At 40.4% G+C, this 16,645-nt stretch carries 14 protein-coding genes; 9 read left to right on the forward strand and 5 right to left on the reverse strand.

Annotated features, from left to right (window positions below; translation table 11 throughout):
* The coding region (locus PI95_RS10965; RefSeq protein ID WP_163518796.1) for a LysR substrate-binding domain-containing protein at nt 1–817 on the reverse strand (817 nt) is incomplete at its 3' end.
* A gap of 118 nt (nt 818–935) precedes the next feature.
* Between PI95_RS10965 and PI95_RS10970 the strand changes: the two genes are divergently transcribed.
* The 3 genes from PI95_RS10970 (at nt 936) to PI95_RS10980 (ending at nt 3,647) form a co-directional block, all read left to right on the forward strand.
* On the forward strand, nt 936–1,838 hold the full coding sequence (locus PI95_RS10970; protein WP_039737437.1) for an oxidoreductase: 903 nt from the start codon (nt 936–938) through the stop codon (nt 1,836–1,838).
* 51 nt (nt 1,839–1,889) lie between these two features.
* Nucleotides 1,890–2,747 (forward strand): SDR family NAD(P)-dependent oxidoreductase, encoded by an 858-nt coding sequence (locus tag PI95_RS10975; protein WP_039737439.1) that lies wholly within the window; start codon nt 1,890–1,892, stop codon nt 2,745–2,747.
* 327 nt (nt 2,748–3,074) lie between these two features.
* Nucleotides 3,075–3,647 carry a hypothetical protein gene (locus PI95_RS10980; protein ID WP_039737440.1) on the forward strand — a complete coding sequence of 191 codons (573 nt, stop codon included), beginning with the start codon at nt 3,075–3,077 and terminating at the stop codon, nt 3,645–3,647.
* 147 nt (nt 3,648–3,794) lie between these two features.
* On the opposite strand, the gene PI95_RS10985 is transcribed toward PI95_RS10980, so the two are convergent.
* From PI95_RS10985 to PI95_RS11000, 4 genes are all read right to left on the reverse strand, one after another.
* On the reverse strand, nt 3,795–4,001 hold the full coding sequence (locus PI95_RS10985; protein ID WP_039737441.1) for a hypothetical protein: 207 nt from the start codon (nt 3,999–4,001) through the stop codon (nt 3,795–3,797).
* A 208-nt stretch (nt 4,002–4,209) separates the two neighbouring features.
* Complete coding sequence (sodB, locus tag PI95_RS10990; protein WP_039737442.1) at nt 4,210–4,812, reverse strand: superoxide dismutase [Fe]; 603 nt, start codon at nt 4,810–4,812, stop codon at nt 4,210–4,212.
* A 584-nt stretch (nt 4,813–5,396) separates the two neighbouring features.
* Nucleotides 5,397–7,001 (reverse strand): bifunctional pantoate--beta-alanine ligase/(d)CMP kinase, encoded by a 1,605-nt coding sequence (locus PI95_RS10995; RefSeq protein ID WP_039737443.1) that lies wholly within the window; start codon nt 6,999–7,001, stop codon nt 5,397–5,399.
* Nucleotides 7,002–7,182: 181 nt separating this feature from the next.
* The gene (locus PI95_RS11000) at nt 7,183–8,298 is read right to left on the reverse strand and encodes a septal ring lytic transglycosylase RlpA family protein (protein ID WP_039737444.1); all 1,116 of its coding nucleotides are present in this window, start codon (nt 8,296–8,298) and stop codon (nt 7,183–7,185) included.
* Nucleotides 8,299–8,938: 640 nt separating this feature from the next.
* On the opposite strand from PI95_RS11000, the gene PI95_RS11005 reads away from it, so the two are divergent.
* From PI95_RS11005 to PI95_RS11030, 6 genes are all read left to right on the forward strand, one after another.
* Nucleotides 8,939–9,109 (forward strand): hypothetical protein, encoded by a 171-nt coding sequence (locus tag PI95_RS11005; RefSeq protein WP_163518797.1) that lies wholly within the window; start codon nt 8,939–8,941, stop codon nt 9,107–9,109.
* Nucleotides 9,110–9,142: 33 nt separating this feature from the next.
* A complete protein-coding gene (glsA, locus tag PI95_RS11010; protein WP_039737445.1) occupies nt 9,143–10,105 on the forward strand; it encodes a glutaminase A in 963 nt (320 codons plus the stop codon).
* 320 nt (nt 10,106–10,425) lie between these two features.
* On the forward strand, nt 10,426–12,000 hold the full coding sequence (locus PI95_RS11015) for an MHYT domain-containing protein (RefSeq protein ID WP_052324636.1): 1,575 nt from the start codon (nt 10,426–10,428) through the stop codon (nt 11,998–12,000).
* A 1,071-nt stretch (nt 12,001–13,071) separates the two neighbouring features.
* Nucleotides 13,072–13,776 (forward strand): acyltransferase, encoded by a 705-nt coding sequence (locus PI95_RS11020; protein WP_039738232.1) that lies wholly within the window; start codon nt 13,072–13,074, stop codon nt 13,774–13,776.
* A 153-nt stretch (nt 13,777–13,929) separates the two neighbouring features.
* Nucleotides 13,930–15,108 (forward strand): acyltransferase family protein, encoded by a 1,179-nt coding sequence (locus PI95_RS11025; RefSeq protein ID WP_039738235.1) that lies wholly within the window; start codon nt 13,930–13,932, stop codon nt 15,106–15,108.
* Nucleotides 15,109–15,322: 214 nt separating this feature from the next.
* Nucleotides 15,323–16,501, forward strand: coding sequence for an acyltransferase family protein (locus tag PI95_RS11030; RefSeq protein ID WP_039737446.1), 1,179 nt, complete (start codon nt 15,323–15,325; stop codon nt 16,499–16,501).
* Nucleotides 16,502–16,645 lie beyond the last annotated feature (144 nt).

Raw genomic sequence — 16,645 nt, forward strand, 5'->3', positions numbered from 1 at the left:
GCCAAGCAAGATAAAGTCCGGTCTTAGGTGTCTGCTCTTGTAAGGGTCTGTAAATGACTCCGCTTCTGTGGAAATTTTGCAAGGAGGCGGGAACGATTGCAATGCCCAGTCCTGCTGCAACCAAGCCGACGATCGTTTGCATCTGAACTGCCTCCTGAGCAACTTTCGGACGAAATCCAGCTTGTTGACACATGTTCATAATCTGCTCGTAAAAGAGGGGTCCCAGTTTGGCAGGAAATAGGATAAATGATTCCGAAGCCAATGTGGAGAGAGACAATTGAGTCTGGGCAGACAACGGATGGGTTTCTGGCAACGCCAAGACCAATGATTCTGGCAAAAAGCACTCCACACTCAAACCTGGTTCGCTGATGGCAGAACGAACAATGCCGATATCAACCTGTTTGTGATGCAGGGCTTGAATCTGTTGAGCAGTCGTCAGTTCATGCAATCGCAGTTCTACAGCCGGAAACTGTGCTCGAAAGACCCTTAAAATCTCTGGTAGTAACGTATACATTGCAGAGTCAACAAAGCCGATCGCCAACCGTCCAACCTCACCCCGCCCGATTCGTTGGGTCACTTCGATCGCCTGTTCGAGTTGCGCTAACACTCCTATGGAGCGCTCTAAAAACACTTTGCCTGCTTCAGTAAGCTGCACTTGCCGCTTCGTTCGTTCAAACAGCTTGACTCCTAGTTCATCTTCCAAACTACGAATCTGCTGGCTAAGTGGGGGCTGGGAAATGTGCAACCGCTGTGCGGCTCGACTAAAGTGTAGTTCCTCAGCCACCGCGATGAAGTAGTGCAGATGCCGTAATTCCATCGTACTTATATGTTTAACCTATTAATCTTAGTCAAATATATATTGGACAGTCGCATAGCTGTCTCCTATCGTAAGAAATATGAGGCGCATCTCATCGCTTTTGTATTGGAGAAAACAAATGAACTCAGACAAAAATCGTGTCGCTCCTAAAGTTTGGTTGATTACCGGATGTTCAACAGGGTTCGGACGTGCCCTGGCAGAAGCTGTGTTGAAGAAGGGCGACGAAGTGCTTGCTACTGCTCGCGAACCAGAGCAACTTCGCGCTTTGATTGAGCACTATCCTTTGACTGCAAAGGCTGTACGTCTGGATGTAACATTATCCCAAGACATACAAGCAGCGGTTGATGCAGCAATCAAAACATTTGCTCGAATTGATGTGCTCGTCAACAATGCTGGCTATGGACTGATTGGCGCACTCGAAGAAGTCAGTGATGCTGATATTCGCCAACAGTTTGAAACCAACTTCTTTGGGGCACTCCGTCTGATGCGAACTGTCTTGCCTGTGATGCGGCAGCAAGGCAGCGGTCACATTGTGAATATGTCATCCACAGCAGGATTTGTAGGGTTTGGCGGAAGTAGCATCTACTGTGCCACTAAATTTGCCCTTGAAGGTATATCTGAAGCCCTGGCTAAAGAAGTCGAATCCTTTGGAATTAAAGTCACTTTAATTGAACCTGGAGCATTTCGGACAAACTTTAACGGGCGATCTCTGGCAGGCGCCGAACAACCCATTGATGCCTATGACCCTGTGAGCGGTGCTTCATTGCAGTGGTTCAAAGAAATGGATGGTAAGCAACCTGGCAATCCAGCGAAAGCGGCGCAAGCCATCATTCAAGCTGTAGAAAGCCCCAATCCACCGATGCGACTGGCATTAGGCACGGATGCCATGAGCCTGATTCAGGACAAACTGGAATCGGTCAAAACGAGTTTAGATGGTTGGCAGCAAGTAACTGTTAGTACAGACTATACAGATAGCCACGCAGAGGCGATCGCGCTTGTGCCAACTTTGAGCGAGTCATGAGATCGTGCTTGCGCCCACTCAAGTTCAGGATTTCAGTCAGGAGAGAGGCAAATGATTCGACTTGACGATCAAGTAGCCATTATTACAGGCAGTGGACGCGGTTTAGGAGCAGCCTATGCTCGTTTGTTGGCAGAAAGAGGGGCGCGAGTTGTAATCCACGATGCAGGCGTTAACAAAGAGGGGACTGGTTTCGATCCCAATGTGGCGGCTGATGTCGCCAATAAAATTTGCGAAGCTGGTGGAGTTGCGATCGCCAGCAATGTACTCCTGGATAGTCGAGACAACTGCCGCAGCCTGGTAGAAATGACACTAGAAAAGTTCGATCGCCTCGACATCTTAATCCACAATGCTGGATGGGTTGCTTATCAGACTGTACAAGACCTGACACCTGATTTTCTAGAACGCGCCATCAACATCAACATAGAAGCACCAACGTGGTTGTCTCAAGCTGCCTTGACAAGGATGAAGCAACAACACTATGGACGGATTGTGTTGACAACTTCGGATAGAGCGATTTATCAGCAATATGCTCTGGGCGGTCTTGCCCCTTACGCTATGGGAAAAATGGCACAGATTGGTCTGATGAACGTGCTGGCAGTTGAAGGCAAAGAGCATGGCATTTTGGTGAATGCGATTTCGCCAGTTGCCAAAACGCGGATGTGGAATGTCCAGGATGAACCAGAAGATTTACGACCAGAGCAAGTAGCTCCAGGAGTTTTATATCTCGCTTCTGGTGAATGCCGAGAGTCTGGATTTATATTAAGGGCAAGCAATGGTCAATTCACAGCCGCGCGCTGGATCGAGCGAGACAACGTGGACTATCCATTAAACCTTGCCGCTGTTGAAAGTTCTACTGCGGAGGATTTGGCTACTCGCTGGCAGGAGATTGCTGCTTTTGTTGCGTTTTAAGGACTGGGCTTGTACTTCGAGATGGTCTAGAGGGAAACAACCCTTGATTATTGGTGGCAGCGTAGTTGAAAGGATGTGGGTAAGGGGCGATCGCTTCTCTCCCCAACGCATAGCTGTGAATGAGAGCAAGCGATACATTTTACTCAAGACAGCTTTAAATAAACAACTAAAATTGATAATTACTGCTTATGTCTAGGTAGCGATTTGGTTCCCTGACTGTCTTGATGCTATGTAAGAGGGTAATATAATCTTAATTGCAGTTCTTTTAAGGGAAAGTATAATTAGTGGGAGATAGTTACAAGCTATATAGTTTGCCGATTTGCCGCTATGATGCTAACCCACTATTATCATAAAGAAGAGCCTCCATTTAGAAGTTTATCAGTTTTGAACATAGAAGAAGCTCTGACAATAGCGACACAGTTGCAAGCCAAGGAAGGAAGTGTATATCGCAGATTTAAACAGCCGAAAAAATATCTGGAAGCAAGAATTGCAACCGAAAAATGGCTAAAAGAAGAATTCATCAATAAGGGTGGAGAGCCAAAAACTTCCTTTCCCTTCTACATGGTGATTGAAAATTCAACTTGGATAGAAGAAGGATACAACGGTCAGAGTAAGAAAATACAGATTTCTGTATCTGAATTTAACTTAAAAGAAATTAGCTTTACTTATCCAGACAGCATGATAAGTTATTGGCTCAAAGATAAAAAACAAGAACCTTTCTATCAGCCTGACTATCATGGTCAAGTATTTCGGTTAGATGAAATTGTTCAGATTATCAAAAAATCTGGAATTCCTGTGGAAGAATGGAAGCTTGAAAAAACGAGAAAATACGATATATTTATCGAAGCTCAAATATGGAATGAGCAAGGGATTCTGAATTATCTACAAGATAAAATTTAAGTATTTGGACTTTGGCTAACCTGAGGAATCACAGGTTTACCTCCTCTTTATATGTCATCAAAACGCTTGAATTTCGCCCACTTACTTATTGACTCCGCGCCTTTCGTAGAGACGTTCCAGCGGAACGTCTCTACAACTCCTAACTAATCAAAATACCTCATTTTCAATACCGCGCCACCATTCCCCTAAATTCATCAAATCTTCGTGTATGTCTGCTAATTCACCGGCGTATTCATTTTCTGAAAGCGTCGCTTGACGTTCTTGGAGTTTTTTCAGTCGCAGTTGCACCAACAGCCAAGGTTTAGTGATGCTATTCGTGGCTTCGATGTATTCCGCTAGTTCTTTGCTATTCATAAATTTTGATTTTTATTGCACTACCTTTTAAGATACAAGTTATGTAGCAATCCGTTTATAATTCGTGAAAAACAAGATACCCGACTTATTAAAGAAGTCGGGGTTCTTAGCAGTAAAAACAGCCACGAAACAAAATCGTGACTGTTTGTAAACTAGATAAATTAAGTAATGATTTCCGCGTTACAGTGCCGACAAAAAAAGCTGATAATTAGGCTTTGGCTAAATTTTGTGCAACAAAATCCCAGTTTACCAACTGATCTAAGAAGTTCTTGATAAAGGCAGGACGAGCATTGCGGAAGTCAATGTAGTAAGCATGTTCCCAAACGTCTAGAGTTAGGAGTGCTTTCTGACCATGAGCTAGAGGGTTCTCTGCATTCGGTGTTTTCGTCACCTTCAGCGTACCATTATCATCAATCAACCAAGCCCATCCGCTGCCAAACTGCGTTGTAGCCGCGTTAGAAAACTCTTCTTTGAATTTATCAAAGCTACCAAAATCTTTGTCAATTTTAGCAGCTAAATCACCGCTTGGTGTACCGCCGCCTGCTGGCTTCAAAGAATTCCAAAAGAAAGTATGATTCCAAACTTGAGCTGCGTTGTTGAAAACTCCTGTTAAAGAGGGGTCTTTAAAAGAAATTTTGATCACCTCTTCTAGAGGTTTATCAGCGAGGTCTTTACCTTCGGTGAGCTTGTTAAGGTTATCTACATAAGCTTTATGATGCTTGCCGTAGTGATACTCGAAAGTCTCAGCTTTCATGCCATACGGCTCTAAAGCGTTAAAGTCGAAGGGTAAGGGGTCTTGTGTAAATGCCATGAGTGTGAAATCCTCTCTTTACCGTTTTCCAGTTTAAAGCTAATGCTATAGCTTTGGAAATTACAGGTTTTGTGTTGAGCAATTGAAGATGCTGAACACTGTAAAATAAAACTTTACATTGTTATTTTACTACCAAAGGCAGGATTCAGACAAAGTAGTTTTGTCACAATTGAGGTCAAATCTATCTAAATGAATACACAATAAGTAAGAGATTATGCCGATTATGTCTCGATAGATATATTTTCTCATCAATTAATTTTAATATAAAATTAGTATTTATTGTTAATCAAACCAGTCACAATCAATAGACAAGATTGGATAAATAATTTATTGTTTTATATGATGTCCTGCAAATCACACACATTGTAGATAGAGACGTTCCGGTGGAACGTCTCTACTAGATACAATTATTTTTATGAAAGCGGTAATGGGATTATTTAATACTGTTTTTTTCTAATTTTAATAATGGTGAGTAGATGCTCACCATTATATTTAACTAATAACTTAAGGCGAGACAAAGAGCCTGAGTGAATTTTTTAGGACATGTCCCGGCTTAAGTTGACTAGCGCAGCAATTTGTGTTAATTACAATTGAGATAACCTTTGCTGGTAGAAGTCAATAATTTTTGCCGTGACTTCTGAAATTGAAAGACCATCGGTTTGTATTTCAATTGCATCGGCTGCTTTCTGCAAGGGGGAAACTTTGCGGGTGCTATCTTTCCAGTCGCGTTCGGCGATGTCTTTTTCCAGCTGCTCTAAACTGACTTCGGGTTGACCTTGTTTTTTAAAGTCTTGCTGACGACGCCGTGCGCGTTCGCTAACCGAAGCGGTTAAAAAGATTTTGACTTCAGCATCGGGAAAAACGTGAGTACCGATATCCCGTCCTTCAGCAACTAAACCACCTTTTTTACCCCAGTTTTGCTGTTGTTTAACTAATGCTTCACGTACAGCGCTTTGTGCGGCTATGGCGGATACTTTTGATGTTACTCCTGGCGTGCGAATTACCTGAGTAACATCAGTATGATTAATCCAGACTCGTACAGGAGATTGTAAATTTTCGCCCGGAGTCAGTTCAATGACACACAGGTTAGCTAATTCAGCGATCGCACACTCATCATCCAAAGCAATTTCTTCTTGCAACACTAGCCAGGTGAAAGCTCGATACATTGCGCCAGTATCTAAATATACTAGACCCAAGTTCGCTGCCACTTGACGAGCCACCGTTGATTTACCAGCACCAGCCGGTCCATCAATGGCGATGACGGGAGAGCGATCGCGCAGGATGGTATTATCAATCAAACGTGTAGAACCAAGACGAGCTGCGATCGCAAGCATTCCTTCCTCCTTAACTTCCTCTAAAGACATCAACGTAGTCGGTTCAACCAATTCAATATATTCGACTAAAACAGTAGTGACCATTGCTAGTTCTTGCTCCACCGCTGCTATAAGAGTGCTGGTGTTACGAACGCCCGCTTTAAATGCTGCTTCAGCTTGCCGCAAGCCGCGATATAATGCCGCTGCCTGCTGCTTTTGCGTTGCAGTCAAATATTGATTGCGGGAACTCAAGGCAAGACCCGATGCTTCGCGCACCGTAGGACAAGCAACAATTTCTGTCGGCAAATTCAAATCAGCCACTAGCTTTCTAATAATTGCCAGTTGCTGACCATCCTTTTGACCGAAATAGGCTCGATCGGGCTGTACCAAGTTAAAAAGCTTGGTAACAATCGTAGCCACACCCTGAAAGTGACCTAGCCGAGAACGACCACACAAGCGTGATATCATAGCAGATGGAGGGATAACTTGTGTAACAATTGAATCTTGTATACTCTTCTGCGGAACTCCTAATTCTTCCGGAGAAGGCGCAAAAATCGCATCCACACCAGCTTGTTCACAAAATTGTCCATCTGCCTCTAAAGTTCGAGGATAGCGTTGAAAATCCTCATTGGGACCAAATTGCAGGGGATTGACGAATATACTGACGATTACCGTGGCGTTTTCTCGCCGTGCCCGTTCTATCAAGCTTAAATGACCTTGATGCAAAGCTCCCATCGTCGGAACCAGACCAACTGGTGTCTGATACCAGCTGGTTGCCTCATTTGATAGCAGTTCCTCCGACTGGCAAAGCTGATTTTCCGAACGACGTTTAGCTAAATAACAGCGTAAAGCTGCAACTGTTGTCAGCAGGCGCACAAAATACCCCTAGTTCTTCTTGAGCCTCTCCCCCGTTAGTTTATATCTGAATTCGGGGAAAAACGAGTGAACTAGGGGAAATGGGGAGTGGGGAATGGGGAATGGGGGAGGGGGGACAAGGAAGACAAGGAAGACGAGGAGACAAACTCCCCCTGCCCCCTGCCCCCTGCCCCCTGCCTCCCTACCTTCCTAAGACTTCAATCCGCACTGGTGCTACACCACTGCCCATCATTCCTAAAATTCGGGCAGCGGCAACAGAAAGGTCAATTACTCGACCGCGAATGAATGGACCGCGATCGTTAATTCGCACTACTACAGAACGACCGTTGCGGGTGTTGGTAACGCGGACTCGCGTACCAAAGGGTAAATGGCGATGGGCAGCGGTTAGTTTTTCTGGATTAAATCTCTGACCGCTGGCGGTGCGACTGCCAGAACCATCATAGCCATAATAAGAAGCTACTCCCCGGAGGGAGACTTTCACAGGTCCGACATTAATCTCTGATGGCAATTTTGGTATTGATAGTGGCGATCGCGCTGGTAAGTTAAGAATCTGGTTTAGGGGAGATGCATTGCCTAGTAATCTCCGCAAGCGATTGGTGGCTTGCAATGCGTCTTCTGCCAGATTATTGGTTGTGTCTGGCGATCGCGTTTGATCGTTGATTTCGACCAATTCTTCGTTATTGACTTTGATGATATAGCGATCGCTCGATGTTTGGTCAGCAGAGACACTTTTATTTTGTGCTTGATTTGTTGTCGCGCTAAGAGCTTTCCAACTGACGATTATTTGACTGGCATCTACATTTTCCCGGCTTAACTGGTTTATCTTCGCTGCTACTACACCAGCTCTTTTAACCGGGTCATCATCGCCAATGTTTGTTTGGTTATTGACAAAAGTTGTAGTTCCAACACTCGCTACTTTTACAGAAGTGTCAGCAACAGCATTGTTTGACTGTGTACTTTGAGTATCACCACCAGTTACACCAACTTTGGTATCTACTTTCGTTTCTTCGCTCTTCACTGGTGTAGAACTCACAAAGGTGAGAACAGGAATTTTGCGAATAAATAGCGTTGCAGCTTGACGACCTCCAATATTGTGAGGATGAATTTCCGTAATTACGGCATCCGAGGTAAGGTTCCCTGCTGAGGATTGATACTCTCCCACCTTGACGATATCGGCTGAAGGTGTTTTTTCGGAAGCGGTATCCGTTTCCTTGTCTGTTTGAGCGCGACCGATTGAGGGCATTCCCAAAACAGTCATAAACAGGGTGACAATAGTCCACAAATGTCTTTGATTCATGCGTCCGTTTTTAAAGCGTGTGAAGAACTGAAGTTTTATCTTTCGTGAGATTTTGCACCACAATCATGTAAAATGCCCCAAAAATTTAAACTCATTCCGCTTTCACTTTTTCTTTATAACTGCAACAGATTAACATGAACCTTTTGCCTAGGGGATCGGGGTTGTATTGTAACTCTTGGTAAATTTATCAAATTTAAATTTAAATTTTCAGCACAAAACCTTTCCCAAAAGCGGATTTTGGCTGTTTAAGAGTTGTCTGGAAAATTAAAATTTTTCTTAGGGAAACTTAACAATATTTAGTGGATAAATTGGTTTGGATAGTGTCTTCAACCGTGCATCAAGTTAATTGCTGTATGCGTAAAATCGAAAACAAAAGTCAAATGCACAAAATAACTTAAAAAACAATAGGATTAAGTTGATAAATTTAAATATAAATACTGATATTTTATTAGATTAATCAATTGATTGCTTTTCATCTCAAAAGTATCTGCAAAACTTGAGATTAATTATCTTTTTCAAATAGTTTGATTCTATACAAACCCCGAACCACACAGTCTTAACCGATGTTTGAGAATTTGTCAAATAAGCCACCTATGGCAATAGTAGCTGCTAGCATTGACACTCCCCTGGCGGAAGAAATATGAGAAAATTAACCAGAGTTAATCGGCAAATTTTCAGTTTATTTGCCGATATAGCGAAAAACTACGGAAAGTTTCCCCCGCATCGCGTTTTTATTAAGCACTGGAGTGATGTAACTTCGTTGATTTGGTTAAAACAACGCGCTCACAGGCAACGCGGATTTCTTCCTTAGTCCAAGCGTCCCCAGTCCCCCAGTCTAAGCGTCATGGCACAAGAAAATTTAGAAGCTGTTCTCAACGACTTGCATTGCAAATACAAGTCACTGCAAGATGGTGCAGTAGCTAAATATATACCGGAATTGGCAAAGGTGAATCCGGAGTTGTTTAGCATCTGCGTTGTAACTGTTGATGGTGAGGTTTACCAAGTTGGTGATGACAAACAGTTATTTACAATCCAGTCGATTTCCAAGGTGTTTGCATATGGACTTGCGCTTGAGGATCATGGACGGGATTATGTTTTAACTAGGGTTGGGGTGGAACCGACGGGAGATGCATTTAATGCAATTATTTTAGATGAGCAATCAAATCGACCGTTAAATCCAATGGTAAATGCGGGAGCGATCGCCACCACCAGTTTAATCAAGGGTAATGGTGCAACCGAACGTCTCAATCGAATGTTGAATATGTTTCGCGGATACATCGGTCATGATGTATTCGTTGACATCTCCGTATTTACCTCAGAGCGCTCCACCGGACATCGCAACCGAGCAATGGCGCACTTAATGCTAAACTTTGGCATGATTGATCGTAACATTGAAGAATCGCTGGATTTGTACTTCCAGCAATGCGCCGTGATGGTAAATTGCCAGGACTTGGCAGTTATGGCAGCTACTTTGGCGAACAAAGGTATCAATCCGGTTACAAAAGAGCGTGCCGTGAATAGCAGTTATATAAAAGACATTTTGAGCGTCATGTATACCTGCGGGATGTATAATTTTGCCGGGGAATGGGCTTATAAAATCGGTATTCCTGCGAAAAGTGGTGTTTGTGGTGGAATTATCGCTATAGTACCAAATCAGATGGGAATCGGAGTGTTTTCGCCACGTCTTGATGCGCGTGGTAACAGTGTTCGCGGGGTGAAGGTGTGTGAAGAACTTTCCCAGCAGTTAGGCTTACATCTATTTGAGTGTTCGCGCAATAATTTCAAGTCGGGAGATTTATGTAATTAAATTTTATTTATCTTAAGTAATAATAACCAGAGATTTGGCAATACAAAAAAAACAAATTTACCCTAATTTATTATCATTAGATGAGCCTTTAGGAAGAGTAAATTGTATTTTAAATATTTTATAATTATATAAGGAATGCTTAATGCCCGTTATTCAGATTAAAAAAAACTAATAGAACGAACATGGTAAATAAGGTTATTAACTTTTATTACCTTGATGTTGACTGTTAAAGCATTGAGTACGAACAAGTTAAAATATTTGAGATTCAATCATAGCATCTATATTAGCAAATTTTTCAGATTTGGCAAATTAATAATGTAATGTTGTATTTAGCTACAGTCCTGACAGCTAACTTTGATATACGCCTGATTGTCCTTTCAATTGCTATTGCCATAATTGGTTCATGCATTGCCTTAGATATAGCTGAACAAATCTCCCTTGCTAAAACATCTAGTCGGCTGTGGTGGGTGACGGGTAGCGCACTTACCTTAGGAATTACTATCTGGGTAATGCACTTTATTGGCATTCTTTCATATCGGCTGCCGATACGAGTTGAATATGATTATACTATCGTCTTAATTTCAATCATAGTAGCAATTGTCGGTTCAGCAATTGGATTTTTTATTATTAGCTGTCAGCCGAAAGTGGGTAACGTAACGTTATTAGTTGGGAGCTTTTTTGTAGCAGGTGCAATTATTTGTATGCACTATACGGCAATGTTCGCACTGAAAGTTTCTGCCGAGCCGGTGCATGACTTAAAGTTAATTCCTCTAAGTGCTGGAGTAGCGATTGGTGGCTCATTAAGCGCTTTCTGGCTAACATTTCATCCCTTTAAAGACAAGATTGTATCAACAGAAGTGCGGAAGCTTTGCACTGCTTTGCTGATGGGAAGTGCGATTTCTGTAATGCACTACATTGCAATGGCAGGCATTAAGTTTAAGGTGAAAAATGTTTCAGCCTTGTTAGATGTTCCCGGAGATAATACCGTATTGATAATTGCAATTAGCATTGCTACTTTAATTGTTTTGATATTAGGACAACTGGCTGCTTTTTATGGTCGGCGTTTGAGTGCTGAATTGGCAACAACAGAAGCTTTGCGTAAAAGCGAAGAACGTCTAGAACAATTGGTAAAAGAGCGCACTCAAGAATTAGAAGCCGCAAAAATGATTGCTGAAGCTGCCAACCGTACAAAGTCAGAATTTCTAGCTAATATGAATCATGAATTGCGAACACCGCTAACTGCAATAATTGGGTTTTCGAGCGTACTTTTACAGAAAGTCTTTGGTCCGTTGAACGACAAACAAGAACAGTATGTTAAGGGAATCAATAAGTGCGGATATCAACAGTTAAATCTGATTAATGACTTGTTGGATTTAGCTAAAATTGAGGCAGGACGAGAAGAATTAGATATCGTCACTTTAGCAGTAGAACCTATTTGTCAAGACTGTCTTGCGGTGATTCGCGAACAAGCGATCGCTCGCGGTTTAGATTTATTATTAGAAATTGCGCCAGATGTTACGATTTGTAATGCTGACGATCGCCGATTGCGGCAGATATTATTAAATTTACTTTCAAATGCTGTCAAGTTTACCGAATGCGGCTTTGTGAAACTAAAAGTTGAGAAAAAGTCTGGCTTTATTAACTTTGCGGTAATCGATACTGGTATTGGTATTGCCCCAGAGGATCAACAAAAGCTTTTTCAAACATTTCAGCAAGTCGGTAGCGATCGCGATCGCCAACGTCAAGGTACAGGATTGGGTCTTGCTTTGTCAAAAAATTTAGCCCTACTTCATAAAGGCGATATTACAGTTGAGTCTGAGTTAGGAAAGGGTAGTAACTTTACTTTACTTTTACCCGAATCGCCAGTAGTCAATTCTTTGCAAATTGTGGAATAAAAGCGATCGCTATTTTCACGATTACTTTATACTTAATTATTTGTTGATATAATATCATGTCCGCATAATTAGTTATGATTCCCACAGTCATTGCACCCCACCCCTTTATCCCCTCCCCGCAAGCGGGGAGGGGAGACGAAGCGTAGCTTTGGCGGGGCGGGGTTCTTCTGGTTTAATAAGTAATCAACCGGACACGATATAAATGCTCATTTTCTTCTACACGCGGTTAAAAATCAAACAATAAAGTTACGAAAATACTCGGCTTTTAAAACATAGCTTTGTAAAAAATTCATAAACTCTCAATAGTCTTTACAGTTAGTTTAAAAACGATTTCATATTTAGCTATAAGATAAAAATAGTTGTGTCGCTACTAAGACGCTCTGGACTAATATGTAAATTACTCTTGCACATCATGTTTATAACAACAGACTCTAAAAACTGGCGACAAGAAAGCCGTTATAGTAGTCGGGGAAGTGTGTACTTATTCGCTCCGATGGTCAACTTCAACATAATGGCTGAAGTTGGTGACACTCCACCCTAGATGTGCATGTATTTACTTGGAAATTTTTAGATAAATTCAATAATTACATCCAAATGAAGTAAGAAAATTTTACTTTTGTGTTGGTATCACTTAAACAGATGTAATTTAGTTGAAATTGCTGCTTTTGTAATTGAATAACGCGCATCAAACAGCCGATCAAATCTGCATGTATAAATTAGTAATTATGCAATTATCTTGACAGGCAAATTGATTCTTATTCGGTTCTTAATTAGTTCCGAATATATAAAGCAGTGTCTCTAATTTCCAGGAAATATCAATATTCAATACTAACTACCAAAGTTGCTTGTAAGCAAATAAAGCATCTCTTAGACAGCTTTATCTAACAATTAAATAATACCTGCGTTTAATTCTCAGAGATACCTTTTGGTTTTTGAAAGTTTGATCGACCATTTGGTTTGTATCTGTGCTTTTTAATGACTATACATTCCGAGAATGCAGATTAAAAAGTATATCTGACAACGCAGGACAGAATGCAAACATCAAGACAACTATTTATCTGGGTGAAAATCATGAATAACCACGGCTATATCTCAAAGTGGAAAAAAATCCAAGAAACTGTTTTAACTAACTTGTTAAAAGGTATACCTACAAATTTCGTGGGTAGCAAATTACGAACTTCGCTGTATCGTAATATTTTTGGCAAAATAGGTAACTCAGTTTATATTCAACACGGTGTTGAATTCATCAACACTCCTTGTATTGAAATAGGCAATAATGTGCAGATTTTACGAGGTGTTAATCTCGATGCGAGTGGAGATAAAAACAATAAAATTTATTTAGCAGATAAAGTTGGTCTTAACTATGGTGTTGACATAAATGCGTTAAGAAATACGTGTATATATATAGATGAATCCACCTTCATCGGTCCTTATGTTTGTATTGCTGGTCCCGGCAATATTAAGATTGGTAAAAACTGTTTAATTGCGGCACACACCGGAATATTCGCTAATAATCATATTTTTTCAGATCCCACCCAGTTGATTGGCTTACAAGGTATAACTCGCGAGGGAATTGTAATTGAAGATGATTGTTGGTTAGGTTCTGGAGTGAAGGTATTAGATGGAGTCACCATCGGTAAAGGTAGTGTTATTGGTGCCGGTTCTGTTGTTACCAAAAATATTCCTCCTTTTTCAGTTGCTGTAGGTGTTCCGGCACGAGTAATTAAAAGCCGTAATACCCAAATTGCAGAATCTTCAATGTTAAGGTTGACCTAAGTTTGTACAAATAAAGCCTGGTAATTTGATATACAAACAGGCGAATATTTATTAGTTTTTAACGTAATTTAATTATGCAAATGATAATTTTTGCATAGTAAAATTGCAGTTTTTAAACTTGAAAACTCATATATAGATAAGGAAATTGATTTAATGATTCAATTAATAGAAAAAGCTCCGGAAAAACGGTTGCGTCTTCAGTATTTAGATGGCTTACGTGGACTGGCAGCAGTGTATGTGGTACTTGTCCATATCGAACCATCTATAGGAGAACAATTGCCTAATTGGTTACAACTTTTTATCAAAACATTAAGATATGGTCGCGTTAGTGTTGTAGTGTTTATTATACTTTCTGGCTACGTTTTGATGGCATCAGTAGTTCGCTCTAAGAACGGTTATGTAGCTGGAGGTTTGTTGGGTTATATTAAGCGGCGATCGCGTCGAATTTTACCACCATACTATGCCACACTTTTTTTCTGCGTCTTACTAGCAGCAGCAATATTTATATTAGAGAAATTTACTAGTTTTCAATGGAATGAAATAGCTGGTAAAGGTCCATTTTCTCCTTACTTTTCCTTGAGTGATTTCGGCTATCACCTGCTACTAATTCACAATCTTATTCCAGGTGCCTATATGTCCATTAATCCACCATTATGGACTGTGGCTACTGAATGGCAGTTATACTTTATATTTCCGCTATTCTTATTACCTATATGGCGACGTTTTGGATTAACTTCAGTTGTTATCGCTGCTTTTTTAATTGGAATAGCACCCTTATATCTTTTCAATGGATTGTTTGAAACAGCTAGTCCTTGGTTTCTTGGTTTATTTGCCTTGGGAATGGCAGCAGCAGATATTGGACTTTCGCAAAAATCGAAATTAATTGCTATGAGAAATTCTCTCCCGTGGGGTGTATTGACAATTATATTTACTGGCGTAGCTTTTTTAACTGAATGGCGAAAATTGGGATTGCATATATGGATTAGTGAAAGTTTTTTTGGTCTGGCATCTGCTTGTTTATTTATTTACTGCACCAAGTTTGCGATCGCTGACAAAAAGCTACCTTCAATTTTACGTGTATTTGAGCATCCGATTGCGATCGCACTCGGAGTATTTTCTTATAGTCTCTATCTCACTCATGGACCAGTATTAGTGTTGGTACGTTACTTTCTTTTTAGTCTGCAATTATCTCCTGTATTATTTGCGGTTACATCTTACACATTAGGTCTGGCAACGTCGTTAGTAATTGCTTATTTGTTTTACTTACTTTTTGAAAGACCATTTATGTCTGGTTTCTTAAAGAAGCGTAAAGTAAAAGATGCAGTAAGTTGACCAAATAATTATTAATTCATAATTCATAATTCATAATTCATAATTCAAAAAAATGGGTAAAGCGCGAACACGCTCATTAAAAATAAGCTACAACTTCTGAAGTGGAAAGTTCAAGCTGACACTGATTTAAGTTATTAATTACATTAATACAGGAGGTTTAGCTACTATTTATTTTCACATAATTAGCAAAAAAACAAAACAGGGTGTTAATTTAATGAAACAATTAACTACGACATCAACTGACGAGAGAATACGTCTGCATTTCTTAGATGGAATACGTGGTTTGGCAGCATTGTATGTGGTATTTTGTCATATTTTGCCGCACCAAGGGGAAAACTTACCTTTGTGGATAAGTTTGCCAACTAAACTATTAAGATATGGTTCTTTTAGTGTGGCAATTTTTATTGTACTTTCTGGCTACTGTTTAATGTTGCCAGTAACTCGCTCTCAAACCGGTTACATTCCCGGAAATTTATTTAATTACTTTAAAAAAAGAGCGCGAAGGATTATACCACCTTTTTATGCAGCTATTATTTTCTGCTGTGTATTAGCTCTGATTATATTAACTCTAGAGCGATTTACAACTTTTCAATGGCGTGAAGTTCAGTACGATTGGTTTTCTCCTTATTTCTCATTTTTAGATGTAATTTTGCACTTTTTAATAATTCATAATTTGCTTCCAGGAAGTGATGTTTATATTATGAATATACCATTATGGAGTGTGGCTTTAGAATGGCAGATTTACTTTTTATTTCCTTTAGTTTTTCTACCTGTGTTGCGACGTTGGGGTTTGTTGTCAGTGATAGCGATCGCTTTTTTAATTGGACTTACACCCCACTATTTATTTAATAATTATATGGACCCAAGCCGTCCTTGGTTTGTCGGTTCATTTACTATCGGAATGGCTGCGGCAGAAATCGCATTTTCACAACAGCCACAACTAATAAAACTCAATAAATCTTTGCCGTGGGGTAAGCTAGCGGCAATTTTTGCAAGCGTTGCTATCATCACTGAATGGAAAAAACTAGGAGTTGATGCTTGGATTTTCGAGACTTTCGCGAGTATAGCTGCCGCTTGTCTAATAATCTACTGCACCAAGATTGTGATTGAACGGAAAACACCACCTTTAATTATGAGACTATTCGAGCATCCGATTGCGATCGCACTCTCGACATTTTCTTACAGTCTGTATCTCACTCACGGACCAGTAGAAACGCTAATCAATCACTGGCTTGTTACTTTAAATATGTCTCCGGTAATGTTTGCAGTGACATTATACTTATTGAGTGTGGGAATCTCGTTAATATTTGCCTATTTATTTTACTTAGCCTTTGAAAGACCTTTTATGTCTGGTTTCTTAAAAAAGCGGAAAGTCAAAGATGCAATTAGTTGAGAATTACAGAAAACCTAGAAAGAAAATGCAGCTTGTTTGTAGGGAATTTTACTTCACTACATTTTTTTGTTAATTTTATAATATCAAAGCGATCGCTCTTTTCTATGTCAAAATTTATAGTTAGACGATATTCCCAGTTTAGCA

The sequence above is a fragment of the Hassallia byssoidea VB512170 genome, assembly GCF_000817785.2.
In the GTDB taxonomy this organism is placed as follows: Bacteria; Cyanobacteriota; Cyanobacteriia; order Cyanobacteriales; family Nostocaceae; genus Hassallia; species Hassallia carrinoi.

Bases quoted from the DNA above. Each gene is read 5' to 3' on its own strand.
- PI95_RS10970 (WP_039737437.1), top strand. From the start codon at position 936: ATGAACTCAGACAAAAATCGTGTCGCTCCTAAAGTTTGGTTGATTACC.
- PI95_RS10975 (WP_039737439.1), top strand. From the start codon at position 1,890: ATGATTCGACTTGACGATCAAGTAGCCATTATTACAGGCAGTGGACGC.
- PI95_RS10980 (WP_039737440.1), top strand. From the start codon at position 3,075: ATGATGCTAACCCACTATTATCATAAAGAAGAGCCTCCATTTAGAAGT.
- PI95_RS10985 (WP_039737441.1), bottom strand. From the start codon at position 4,001: ATGAATAGCAAAGAACTAGCGGAATACATCGAAGCCACGAATAGCATC.
- sodB (WP_039737442.1), bottom strand. From the start codon at position 4,812: ATGGCATTTACACAAGACCCCTTACCCTTCGACTTTAACGCTTTAGAG.
- PI95_RS11000 (WP_039737444.1), bottom strand. From the start codon at position 8,298: ATGAATCAAAGACATTTGTGGACTATTGTCACCCTGTTTATGACTGTT.
- PI95_RS11005 (WP_163518797.1), top strand. From the start codon at position 8,939: ATGAGAAAATTAACCAGAGTTAATCGGCAAATTTTCAGTTTATTTGCC.
- glsA (WP_039737445.1), top strand. From the start codon at position 9,143: ATGGCACAAGAAAATTTAGAAGCTGTTCTCAACGACTTGCATTGCAAA.
- PI95_RS11015 (WP_052324636.1), top strand. From the start codon at position 10,426: ATGTTGTATTTAGCTACAGTCCTGACAGCTAACTTTGATATACGCCTG.
- PI95_RS11020 (WP_039738232.1), top strand. From the start codon at position 13,072: ATGAATAACCACGGCTATATCTCAAAGTGGAAAAAAATCCAAGAAACT.
- PI95_RS11025 (WP_039738235.1), top strand. From the start codon at position 13,930: ATGATTCAATTAATAGAAAAAGCTCCGGAAAAACGGTTGCGTCTTCAG.
- PI95_RS11030 (WP_039737446.1), top strand. From the start codon at position 15,323: ATGAAACAATTAACTACGACATCAACTGACGAGAGAATACGTCTGCAT.